The following is a 12,064-nucleotide window of genomic DNA, read 5'->3' as shown; positions in this document are numbered from 1 at the left end:
GTTTATAACATATGGCAATTCAGAACCCTTATGCCGCCTATCAGAAAAATTCTATTGAGACCGCAACACCGGCCGAGTTAACGCTTATGCTTTATGAAGGATGCTTAAAGTTTATTAGACTAGCAAAGCATGGCATTCAAAAAGAAGATGCTGAAATGAGAAACTTGAACCTGAAAAAGGCTCAAAACATCATCCAAGAATTAAATGTCACCTTAAATCGTACGTATGATGTATCAAAGAGCATGGCAAGTATGTATGACTACATCTATCGAAGACTGATTGAAGCCAATCTGCAAAATGACGAAGAGATCCTGAATGAAGTAGAGAAATATGTGACTGATTTCCGAGATGCTTGGAAGGAAGTCATTCAAACCGATCGAAAAGGTCGTCACCACTCTATTGGGGGATCTCTATGAGTATTGTGGACCAACTGCACGACCAAACGTTAAAAATGGCAGCGGAAATAGAGGCCAATCCGCAAAGCGAAACACTCGTTGAAGACTTTGATGCTTTTTTAGTTGAGAGAGACGAACTAATGAGAGACATTCAACATGAGCTTTCCGTTCAAGAAAAAGAGAAAATCAAAGAAATCATTCAAACAGATCAACTGATGGCCAAGCAATTAACGGAGATTCAAAATGGGATCAAGGCAGATATTCAAGCCATTCAACGTAAGAAAACAAAACAGCTGAATTATCAAAATCCGTATCAGCCCATGACAAGTGACGGCGTATACTACGATAAACGGAAATAAATAGGTGAGACCTGTGGCGTATCGTTCAGATGACTATATTTTATTAACCACATATTATGACCTTCTATATACGATAGAAGAGAGTCTAAAATATTTAGATGAAATTGAGAAGGATTTCGCTAAAACAGAAGGGGATCGGATCTTTAATGATCTGATCCATGCCTTCTTTCATTTAGAGACAACACACCCGCTTCTGCTTTCAATTATTGAAAATGAGCACTTTGCCAAGACGATTCGATCGTTTGACCAAATTTTTTTAAGTTTCGATATACTAGCTTTCTATACATTCCCTTCAAATCACTTCCAGTCATTCCTTACATCATATTTTATACCTGAATATAGAAAGTGGATGGATGAAATACATGCCTGTATGAGGCCGTATGTCATTCATTAATTTTTGTTCAATTCAGACCATTCGGAGGAATTTATGAGACTAAAAAATCAATTTTTATTTGGGCTTATTGTCATATGTGTATTGTTTGTCAGTATTTTAGGATTTTCTAGCTTTATCTATTACAAAACAGATCAATCATATAAAGCACTCCTCACCAAAGAAGTAAAGCTGTACCAGACCTCACTGGAATTAGAGGCACTGCTGCAAAAGCAAGAAGCACAAATTAAAACGTATGTGGTTGTTCAAGATGCTGAAAATTTACAGAAGATTGAGCAAACATATGAAGAAATCAATAAGAAAACAACTGAAGCATCAAAAATGAGCACCGTTAAACAAGCAAAAAATCTGTTAGATCAAATTTCTGAAAAAAATTATCTTTACTACACCTCAACAAATCGATTATTTAATTCATTGAATATGCAAAATCAAAAAGAATTCAACACCCGCCTCAGTCAAGAATTACAACCTATCGAACAAGAAATACATACCTTTACAAAAGAATTTGCTCAAACACAATTGAAACAGCGTGATCAAAAAATCAGTCAGCTCAATGAAGAAAGTAACCAATTATTGCTGACGCTTATTCTCGTTAGCGCAGCGATTATAGTCGGCTTTTTAGTCATTGGCACAAGGTTTGTTCATCGTATGACAAAACCGATTGTATCTGTCACACATGCAGCAAGAAGAATGGCAGATGGTGACCTCACACTTGAAGAGATTGAAGTAACCTCTAAAAATGAAATTGGCCAGCTCGGTACGGCTTTTAACCAAATGACAGCTCATTTGCGTCAGCTCATCTTACAGGTGCAAAACGGGTCAAGGCAATTAGCTGATTCTGCTGCTCAATTTGAAGAAACCATCAGTCAAACCATTTCGGCTAGTGAACAGACGTCTAGCTCGATTGAACAGGTCAGTGAAGCTTCACGTGAACAATCGGATGCAGTAGGAAAAGTAGCTTCGGCGATTCAAGAAGTTTCGACTGGTATGCATAATGCGGCTGAACATACGTCTGATGTTTCGGGTCACTCAATTTCAGTGACTGAAAAGGCTGAAGAGGGCGCATCCCTCATTCAACAATTTGTGAAACAAATGAGTTCTATTAAGGAATCTGTGAATGAACATCATTCTACAATGGCCAATGTACAAGTACAGTTTACCGGCATTCAAGACCTGCTGGGGAATATTCATGCCATTGCAGATCAGACAAATTTACTTGCTTTAAACGCAGCCATTGAAGCAGCAAGGGCTGGGGAACATGGACGAGGTTTTGCGGTTGTTGCAGATGAAGTCAGAAAGCTGGCAGAAGAATCAAGTCAACTGACTGATCAAATTAGTCAGTTACTCGCCAACGTGAACAAAGATACTGAAAGATCGTCTCAATCTATGACGAAAGTGGAACGAGATGTAGCAGAAGGTGTGAAAGTATCGCAATTGTCTGAACAGAGCTTTCAAGAAATTCTGGAATCCATCCGTGATATCTCGATGAAAGCAGAGGAGCTTTCTGCTACGACAGAGCAAATCTCAGCTAGTACAGAAGAAATTTCTCAAACAATTGGTGTTATTGAAGAAGGTGCTAAGCGGAATTCTGAGGAAACAGAGTACATGTCGGCGGCTGTTGAAGAATCACTAGCAGCGAATGAGGAAATGAAAGCAGCAGCGGAAGATTTAAAAACTTTGTCTCAATCACTGAAAACATCTATTTCATCTTTCAAGATTTAACAGCGCCATGGTCTTTTTCAAGAATCAATCGAATATATATTCATCACCTATCAAGTAAAAGCTGAAGCACCGCAGGATTCGACAAATTTCAATAAAAATTCACATTTTTTTTACGTTTGAGCAGGAGAAAAGGAGGGAAAAGTAGAAATAAGTTTACATATCCTTAATTTTAAAGGAGGCGTTCTTTACATGAATTACAATGTCCGAGGAGAAAACATCGAAGTAACACCTGCACTAAGAGATCATGTCGAGAAAAAAATTGGAAAGTTGGAGCGTTATTTTGAGTCAGATGTTGATGCTTCAGTCAACGTGAACTTGAAATTTTACAACGATCAAGAATCTAAAGTTGAGGTTACCATTCCAATGACTGATCTAGCACTTCGAGCAGAGGTGCATAATGAGGATATGTACAATGCAGTAGACCTAGCAACCAGTAAATTAGAACGTCAAATTAGAAAACATAAAACGAAAGTGAACCGTAAATTCCGTGAGCAAGGTGCGAAAAAGCATTTATTTGCTGGAGGAAACGGTGCTTCTGAAGTAGCAGTTCAAGATGACGAAGAAATTGATGAAACAGAAATCGTCAGACAAAAACGCTTCAATTTAAAACCAATGGATAGCGAAGAGGCCATTCTTCAAATGAACATGTTAGGTCACAGTTTCTTTGTCTTCACAAATGCTGAGACAAATTTGACCAATGTGGTATACCGCCGAAATGACGGTAAATATGGACTCATTGAGCCGAACGCTTAATCATTCGTTCCTTTTGATCCGAAAATGACCTAAAAAAAGTAAACCCGCTCCCTTCATTAGGGGCGGGTTTTTTGTGCTAAATCATTGCAAATTCTTTGGAAATCAAGGAAGGTATGGTATGATAAATGCAGGTAAATATGGACCTGTCAAACTTTTGGACATGCCGAAAAATTGCATGAAATAGAGGAGCGTTATTATATGCTTGGAATCTTAAACAAAGTGTTTGATCCTACGAAACGTACGATCAGCCGATATGAAAAAAAGGCAAATGAAATCGAAGCTCTCGCTCAAGATTTTGAGAAATTATCTGACGAGGCTTTACGAAATAAAACGATCGAATTTAAAGAAAAACTTGAAAAAGGACAATCTGTAGACGACCTTTTGGTTGAAGCATTTGCAACGGTTCGTGAGGCTTCCCGCCGCGTGACAGGAATGTTCCCATTTAAGGTGCAGCTCATGGGGGGGATTGCCCTACATGAAGGGAATATCTCTGAGATGAAAACAGGTGAAGGTAAAACGTTGACTTCAACAATGCCTGTTTATTTGAATGCTCTTTCTGGAAAAGGCGTCCACATTGTGACAGTCAACGAATATTTGGCAAGTCGTGATGCAGAGGAAATGGGCAAGATTTTTGAATTTCTTGGCTTAACGGTTGGCTTAAACTTAAACAGCTTAGACAAAGATGAAAAAAGAGAAGCGTACGCTGCTGATATCACGTATTCAACAAATAATGAGCTTGGCTTTGATTATTTACGTGATAACATGGTGCTGTACAAAGAGCAAATGGTTCAAAGACCACTTCATTATGCCGTCATCGATGAAGTTGACTCCATCTTAATTGATGAAGCGAGAACACCTCTTATTATTTCTGGACAAGCTGCAAAATCGACGAAACTTTACGTACAAGCAAATGCCTTTGTTCGTACGTTAAAAATAGAAGACGATTTCACTTATGATATTAAAACAAAAAGTGTACAGCTGACGGAAAGCGGAATGACGAAGGCGGAAAAAGCATTTGGCATCGAGAACTTGTTTGATGTCAAACATGTCGCTCTTAACCACCATATCGCGCAGGCTCTTAAGGCGCATGTTGCGATGCAAAAAGACGTTGATTATGTTGTGGAAGATGGCCAAGTCGTCATCGTTGACTCCTTCACAGGACGTTTAATGAAAGGACGCCGCTATAGTGAAGGTCTGCACCAAGCCATTGAAGCAAAAGAAGGTCTTGAAGTGCAGAATGAAAGCATGACACTTGCAACCATTACGTTCCAGAACTACTTCCGTATGTATGAAAAGCTATCTGGTATGACAGGTACAGCGAAAACGGAAGAAGAGGAATTCCGTAACATTTACAATATGCAGGTTGTCACAATCCCAACCAATAAACCGGTTGTGCGTGATGACAGACCTGATTTAATTTACCGCACGATGGATGGCAAATTTAAAGCAGTAGCTGAAGACGTCGCACAGCGTTATATGACAGGACAGCCGGTCCTTGTCGGAACTGTTGCGGTTGAGACATCTGAATTAATTTCAAAACTGCTTAAAAATAAAGGCATCCCACATCAAGTGTTAAACGCGAAAAACCATGAGCGTGAAGCACAAATTATTGAGGAAGCTGGACAAAAAGGTGCCGTCACAATTGCGACAAACATGGCGGGACGTGGAACAGACATCAAGCTTGGCGAAGGTGTGAAAGAACTAGGCGGTCTTGCTGTTATTGGGACAGAGCGTCATGAATCACGCCGTATTGATAACCAGCTCCGTGGTCGTTCTGGTCGTCAAGGAGACCCAGGAATTACTCAATTCTATCTCTCAATGGAAGATGAATTGATGCGCCGATTTGGTGCAGAGCGGACAATGGCGATGCTTGATCGCTTCGGCATGGATGACTCTACTCCAATTCAAAGTAAAATGGTCTCAAAAGCTGTTGAATCTTCTCAAAAACGTGTTGAGGGGAATAACTTTGATTCCCGTAAGCAGCTTCTGCAATATGATGATGTTCTTCGTCAACAGCGTGAAGTCATTTACAAACAGCGTTTTGAAGTCATCGATTCTGATAACTTGAAATCGATTGTGATCAATATGATTCAATCATCTATTGAGCGGGCTGTTGGATCTTACACGCCGAAAGAAGAACTTCCAGAAGAATGGAAACTAGATGGTCTTGTTGAATTAATCAACACGAACTATTTAGATGAAGGTGCCATTTCGGTCAAAGATATCTTCGGTAAAGAAGCAGATGAGATCACCGAATTCATCATGGAGCGGATTAAAGAGAAATATGATGCAAAAGAAGAGACATTTGGCGATGAACAAATGCGTGAATTTGAAAAAGTCATCGTTCTTCGTGCAGTAGATTCGAAGTGGATGGATCATATCGATGCAATGGATCAGCTGCGTCAAGGAATCCATTTACGTGCATATGCACAAACCAATCCGCTTCGTGAGTATCAAATGGAAGGATTTGCGATGTTTGAGCATATGGTCGCTTCAATTGAAGATGACGTCGCTAAATATGTGCTGAAATCAGAAATCCAAAACAACCTAGAACGTGAAGAAGTCGTTCAAGGACAAACAACTGCTCATCAGCCTCAAGAAGGCGATGAGGAGAAAACAGTGAAGAAAAAGCCGGTGCGTAAAGTGGTGGATATCGGAAGAAACTCACCATGTCACTGCGGAAGCGGCAAGAAATATAAAAATTGTCATGGGAAGACAGAATAAGTAATGGAAAGAGGTGAAAACCTCTTTCTATTCATGTCAGCCCCCATACATCTATGAGGTGAAGGATATGGAATTAGTAGAAATTAGACAAGAGCTTGAAAATATGGCTAGCAGGCTAGCTGATTTTAGGGGGTCTCTTTGACCTAGAAACAAAAGAAGTCAAAATCGCAGAGCTTGAAGCGACGATGTCAGAGGCTGATTTTTGGAACGATCAGCAAAAGGCTCAAGGGGTAATCAATGAAGCCAATGCACTAAAGGATTCTGTGAACTCCTATCATGAACTCAGTGAATCGCATGAAGAACTACAAATGACACATGACTTATTAAAGGAAGATTATGACGAGGAGCTTCATGCAGAGCTTGAAAAAGAGCTGAAGAACTTAACGAAGCAGTTTAATGAATTTGAGCTACAGCTTCTTTTAAGCGAACCGTATGACAAAAACAATGCCATTCTTGAGCTTCACCCGGGTGCAGGTGGAACGGAATCACAGGACTGGGGATCGATGCTCCTCAGAATGTATACCCGCTGGGCAGAGCGCAGAGGCTTTAAGGTCGAAACACTTGATTACCTTCCTGGGGATGAAGCCGGAATTAAGTCTGTGACATTACTGATTAAAGGACATAACGCTTATGGTTACTTAAAAGCAGAAAAAGGTGTTCATCGTTTAGTCCGTATTTCTCCATTTGATTCATCTGGCCGTAGACACACCTCTTTCGTTTCCTGTGATGTCATGCCAGAATTTAATGAAGAAATTGATATCGATATTCGTACAGAGGATATTAAGGTGGATACGTATCGTGCAAGTGGTGCAGGGGGTCAGCACGTCAATACGACGGACTCTGCGGTTCGTATCACACACATCCCAACAAATGTCGTCGTGACGTGCCAAACGGAAAGATCCCAAATCAAAAACAGAGAACGTGCAATGAAAATGCTGAAATCTAAGCTTTATCAAAAACGGATCGAAGAACAGCAGGCGGAATTGGATGAAATCAGAGGAGAACAGAAAGAAATTGGCTGGGGAAGCCAAATTCGCTCGTATGTCTTCCACCCATATTCCCTTGTGAAAGACCATCGTACCAACACGGAGATGGGAAATGTTCAAGCGGTGATGGATGGAGATTTAGATTCCTTTATCGATGCGTATTTACGTTCAAAATTATCATAAAAACTCGGCTTCTTGCCGGGTTTTTTTAATTGTGAGAAAATATAATGAATATAAAGGAATACATATGCCATACTGACTCTATATCCTTTGTATGATGAAATTAGCAATTAAAGGGGGAAATAATTTGGGATTAAAACCATTACAAGAGACGTGGGATTTAGATGCCTTTTTTAAAAGAGGCAGTTCTTCATCAGAATTTATCACATACTTACAGCACATACAGCAGCTATTAGATGAGTTACGACAAAAGGTAGATGCCTTTTCAAAAGAAGATACACAAATTGAAAAAAAGTTAACAACTGTCCTTGAAACGTATGAAATCACATATAAAAAACTAGCGCAAGCAGGTTCATTTGTATCCTGTCTACAATCTCAAAATACAAAGGATATGAAGGCGGGCAGTCTCCGAGGGTCTATTGCCAAGCTGGAAGCTGAATTAGGAACCATTCTAGCAGGGTTTGATCAATCACTTGCTGAGATTCCTACTAGCCAGTGGGAAGAATTAATGGATTCAGCCGCTTTCTCAGATGTTCGTTACATATTAAATGAACGAAGAGAACATGTGAAAGATCAACTGCCTGTTGAACAGGAAACACTCATTCAAAAACTAGCAGTAGATGGGTATCATGCGTGGGATGAACTTTATTCTAGCTTGGTGAACAAAATTACCATTCCTTTTGAGCAAAATGGTGAAACACAAATGATTTCTGTAGGCCAAGCAGAAAATGCGATGGATGATTCAGACCGTGAAGTGAGAAAAGCCGTCTATCATAATTTAGAACATGCATGGACACAGGATGAACATTTGTTTGCAAGCACACTCAATCATCTCGCTGGTTTTCGTCTACAAGTATATGAAGCAAGAGGATGGGATCATATATTAAAAGAGCCCCTTGATATTTGCCGGATGAAACAAGAGACGCTCGATACAATGTGGTCTGTCATTGATGAACATAAACAGCCATTCATTGATTATTTACAACGTAAAGCTGACATGCTTGGGGTTGATAAACTAAGCTGGTTTGATGTGGGAGCGCCTATTGGAAGTGAGACAAAAACCTATTCTTATCAAGATGCAGCCGCTTTTATTATCAAGCATTTCGCAGGGTTTGGAAAAGAGCTTGCTGCTTTTACTGAAAAAGCTTTTAATGAACGCTGGGTAGAAGCTGAGAATCGCCCAAACAAACGAGTGGGCGGTTTTTGTACGAATTTCCCTGATAGCGGAGAATCACGTATTTTTATGACCTTCTCAGGGACTCCATCCAATGTAGCGACACTAGCACATGAGCTTGGTCATTCGTTCCATCAGGAAGTCATGCAGGATGTTCGGATGTTGAATCGTAAATATGCGATGAATGTAGCTGAAACTGCGTCTACATTCGCAGAAATGATTGTGGCAGATGCTTCATTAAAAGAGGCGGCCAATGAAGAAGAGCGTCTCAGTTTGCTAGAGGATAAGCTGCAGCGCAGTGTGGCATTCTTTATGAATATTCAATCACGCTTCTTATTTGAACAACGTTTTTATGAAGAGCGCAAACAAGGAGAAGTGCCAGCTGACCGCTTGAATGAGTTGATGGTAGAAGCACAGAAGGAAGCCTTTGGTGACTCTTTAGATGAATACCATCCGCATTTCTGGGCGTCTAAACTGCATTTCCATATTACAGGTGTCCCGTTTTATAACTTCCCTTACACCTTCGGGTACATGTTCTCGCTAGGTATTTACGCGAAAGCATTGCAGGCTGGGGCATCATTTGAAGAGAAATATATTGCGCTATTAAAAGATACAGCGTCAATGACTGTAGAAGATTTGGCATATAAGCACCTAGGTGTCGACCTTACTCAAAAAGCATTTTGGGAAGAGGCCATTTCACTGGCTGTGGCAGATGCTGAAGAGTTTTTAGAAGCGACGAAGGCATAAAAAATGAAAAGCTCCCATTACGGGAGCTTCAGCGTGTAGACAAACCCTCGCATTCGTTGTCAGTCCTGCGCTTCGGTGCTCACGAATGTCAAATTCGCTCCGCTCCGATGCTCGTCCTTCCTAGGGCTGCAAAGGTTTTCAATCACGCTGAAAAGAAGACAAAGGGCTAAAATCAAGTTCATTTTAGCCCTTTGTCAACAATCTGGCAGCTCCCATTACGGGAGCTTTTTTGCTGGTTTTACCCATTCCAGCATCGTCTGAACGATGTCTTTTTGTTGCGTGAGGACTGGAATGTCTGCAGGCTGATCCCCTTTTTGTTTGCCATACATGCCAAATTGAGCATGATTACCGCCTTTTATCTCATGATACACCGTTTGAGAAGGCAGCTGCTTTTTCGATTTTTTGATTTTTTCTCGTGTTGCGAGACCATCTTTTTCGCCTGAAATAGATAATACTTGCAAGGAAGCCTGTTTCAAATCATCTGATGCAGGATAGGAGGTAAGGAAAAAGAGGCCGTCCAGCTTGCTTTGATTTTTCTCTGCATACATAGCGGCAGCTGTTCCGCCTAGCGAATGTCCGCCAATGTACCAATGCTTGATGGCCGGATGACTTTTGAGGATATCGTCTGCTTTCTTCGTATTAAATATTGCGAAGGAAAATGGCATGTCTGGGATAAAGACCGAATAGCCTTTCTTCATCAGCGCATTCCCAAGATAGGCATACGCAAGAGGTTCAACTTTTGCCCCAGGATATAGAATGATGCCAGTATCGCTTTTTGATGCTTCAAATGAATATACCCCGTTTTTATGATCGACCTGCTCAATGTTCATCTGCTTTTTTAACGCTTCCGATGGTCCATATGTAAAGCGGCTCCATGTATAGAAAGCACCAAAAGCTAAGATGATGAGTGCAAGTAATGTAATACCGGTGATCTTCAGTATTTTCTTCATCGTATGTCCCTTCTTTCTCATGTACATATTAAATATACCATCATTTACTCTTCTGCCAAACGGCAAGTACGCTGATCCGGCTGTGTGATAAAGTATTAATCCATTAGCACTGCATTTGGCTGTTATTTACAATCCGAATGAGAGGGCTTAAAATAGGTGTGCATTCAGAAGTAACGGAGGAAGAAAGACATGAAGCAGGAACATTCTCAATTTTGGATTGAAGTGAAAAATTATGTACTCATTTTAATAGGATCAGCTATCGTAGCGGTTGGCTTTAATACGTTATTATTACCAAATCAGATTGCTGCTGGCGGTGTGAGTGGAATCAGTACCATTATGCAATCATTCGGTTTTGAAGCTGCATATGTACAATGGGGTCTCAATATTCCGCTCTTTATCGCAGGCTTTTATTTATTAGGTGGAACATTTGGGGTAAAAACGCTCGTTGGTTCTGTCTTTTTACCTTTAATGGTGTTCTTAACAAGACACATTGCTCCTGTCACCCATGAAGCACTGCTCGCCGCAATATTTGGCGGTGTAGTGATTGGGATCGGGATTGGGCTCGTTTTCCTCGGCAATGGTTCAACGGGAGGAACGGCACTTGCGGCCAAAATCATCAATAAATATACAGGGCTGACGTTAGGTACTTGTTTAGCGATGATGGACGGTTTGATTGTTTTGGCGGCCATGACTGTTTTTGGGATTGAAGAAGGACTGTACGCTGTGATCGGAGTGTTCATTTCTAGCAAGACGATTGATGTCGTACAGGCTGGCTTTAGTCACTCGAAGATGGCTATGATTATTACGGGCCATGAGGATGAGGTCAGACAGGCGGTGTTTGATCAAATTGATCGTGGTGTAACGAAGATTTCAGCAGTAGGTGGGTACACCGACCATGACCGGCCTATTTTAATGTGTGTTGTAGGGCAGTCACAATTCACAAAGTTGAAACAAGTGGTAAAAGCGATCGATGCATCAGCGTTTGTCATCGTCATGGATGCAAAAGAGGTGCTGGGTGAGGGTTTTAAAAGGGCGTAAACAAGGATATAATAACGTTGACCAAATGATTGTAAGGGAGGGAAATACATGAAAAAGAGCGGATTAACGCTTCTTTTTGTCGCTATGCTTTTTGTACTTGCGGCCTGTGGAGGAAATTCAAGCAGCAGTGACAAAGAAGGCAGTAAAAGTGCTTCAAATGTGAGCAGTGGTGAAGAGATTTATCAGCAAAACTGTATTGGCTGTCATGGAAAAGACTTATCTGGCGGAGGCGGCCCAAGCCTGAAAGAAGTCGGGAAGAAATATAATGAAAGCCAAATTGCAGATATTGCCCAGAACGGTAAAGGATCTATGCCAAGTGGAATGGTAGATGAAAAACAAGCAAAAGAAGTCGCCAAATGGCTTGCAGAGAAAAAATAAAACCTTTGTCTAATCGACAAGGTTTTTTTATTTTCTATTTGTAGAAAAAGACTTTTGGATAGTATGAAAACGTATTATATTAAATTTTATTTAAAAAATAAGGGTAAAAAGACATGTTTTTCGGTTTTGGTTGCTCTATTTACCTTTTATTTATAAGTTTTGAAATATAAATGTAATACCATTGCGTCGATTCATGACGTATAATTGGAGTTGTTGAAATTTAGATGATTCAATTTTTTCATCTTTTTGGATGAAAAGGACATAAAT

11 protein-coding genes are annotated in these 12,064 nt (G+C 40.4%); 10 read left to right on the top strand and 1 reads right to left on the bottom strand.

Translation table 11 applies throughout. The annotated features are described in order from the left end of the window. The first annotated feature begins 11 nt into the window (after nucleotides 1–11). The 8 genes from fliS to ACSBQP_RS10895 all read left to right on the top strand — a co-directional run bounded on the left by fliS (nucleotide 12) and on the right by ACSBQP_RS10895 (nucleotide 9,431). Nucleotides 12–416, top strand: coding sequence for a flagellar export chaperone FliS (fliS, locus tag ACSBQP_RS10930; RefSeq protein WP_007499989.1), 405 nt, complete (start codon nucleotides 12–14; stop codon nucleotides 414–416). Then, nucleotides 413–754, top strand: coding sequence for a flagellar protein FliT (locus ACSBQP_RS10925; protein ID WP_008348246.1), 342 nt, complete (start codon nucleotides 413–415; stop codon nucleotides 752–754). Before fliS ends, ACSBQP_RS10925 begins: the two co-directional genes overlap by 4 nt. A 13-nt stretch (nucleotides 755–767) precedes the next feature. Beyond that, entirely contained in the window at nucleotides 768–1,148 is a 381-nt protein-coding gene (locus ACSBQP_RS10920; RefSeq protein ID WP_008348244.1) for a hypothetical protein, read from the top strand. 33 nt (nucleotides 1,149–1,181) lie between these two features. Further along, nucleotides 1,182–2,867, top strand: coding sequence for a methyl-accepting chemotaxis protein (locus ACSBQP_RS10915; protein WP_435028404.1), 1,686 nt, complete (start codon nucleotides 1,182–1,184; stop codon nucleotides 2,865–2,867). Between the two features lie 189 nt (nucleotides 2,868–3,056). Further along, complete coding sequence (gene hpf, locus ACSBQP_RS10910) at nucleotides 3,057–3,620, top strand: ribosome hibernation-promoting factor, HPF/YfiA family (RefSeq protein ID WP_007499992.1); 564 nt, start codon at nucleotides 3,057–3,059, stop codon at nucleotides 3,618–3,620. Between the two features lie 198 nt (nucleotides 3,621–3,818). Continuing rightward, complete coding sequence (gene secA, locus ACSBQP_RS10905; RefSeq protein WP_035701569.1) at nucleotides 3,819–6,344, top strand: preprotein translocase subunit SecA; 2,526 nt, start codon at nucleotides 3,819–3,821, stop codon at nucleotides 6,342–6,344. 67 nt (nucleotides 6,345–6,411) lie between these two features. Beyond that, nucleotides 6,412–7,513, top strand: a protein-coding gene (gene prfB, locus ACSBQP_RS10900; RefSeq protein WP_096881918.1) for a peptide chain release factor 2 whose coding sequence is annotated in 2 segments (ribosomal slippage) — nucleotides 6,412–6,483 and nucleotides 6,485–7,513 — 1,101 coding nt in all. Because the reading frame shifts where the segments join, the coding sequence is not laid out codon by codon here. A 124-nt stretch (nucleotides 7,514–7,637) separates the two neighbouring features. Then, nucleotides 7,638–9,431: a M3 family oligoendopeptidase gene (locus ACSBQP_RS10895; RefSeq protein WP_268450028.1), complete on the top strand. Its 1,794-nt coding sequence runs from the start codon at nucleotides 7,638–7,640 to the stop codon at nucleotides 9,429–9,431. A gap of 215 nt (nucleotides 9,432–9,646) precedes the next feature. On the opposite strand, the gene ACSBQP_RS10890 is transcribed toward ACSBQP_RS10895, so the two are convergent. Then, nucleotides 9,647–10,381 (bottom strand): alpha/beta family hydrolase, encoded by a 735-nt coding sequence (locus tag ACSBQP_RS10890; RefSeq protein ID WP_435028403.1) that lies wholly within the window; start codon nucleotides 10,379–10,381, stop codon nucleotides 9,647–9,649. 189 nt (nucleotides 10,382–10,570) lie between these two features. Here ACSBQP_RS10890 and ACSBQP_RS10885 point away from each other — a divergent pair, with 189 nt between their 5' ends. Continuing rightward, nucleotides 10,571–11,419 carry a YitT family protein gene (locus tag ACSBQP_RS10885; protein WP_007500000.1) on the top strand — a complete coding sequence of 283 codons (849 nt, stop codon included), beginning with the start codon at nucleotides 10,571–10,573 and terminating at the stop codon, nucleotides 11,417–11,419. A 48-nt stretch (nucleotides 11,420–11,467) separates the two neighbouring features. Beyond that, nucleotides 11,468–11,797 carry a cytochrome c551 gene (gene cccB, locus ACSBQP_RS10880; RefSeq protein ID WP_007500002.1) on the top strand — a complete coding sequence of 110 codons (330 nt, stop codon included), beginning with the start codon at nucleotides 11,468–11,470 and terminating at the stop codon, nucleotides 11,795–11,797. Nucleotides 11,798–12,064 lie beyond the last annotated feature (267 nt).

Origin of the sequence: Bacillus sp. G402 (genome assembly GCF_051172515.1) — a bacterium.
Lineage (GTDB): Bacteria > Bacillota > Bacilli > Bacillales > Bacillaceae > Bacillus > Bacillus altitudinis.
The sequence above is the reverse complement of the archived record's forward strand: the minus strand, read 5'-3'. Positions and strand labels throughout refer to the sequence as shown.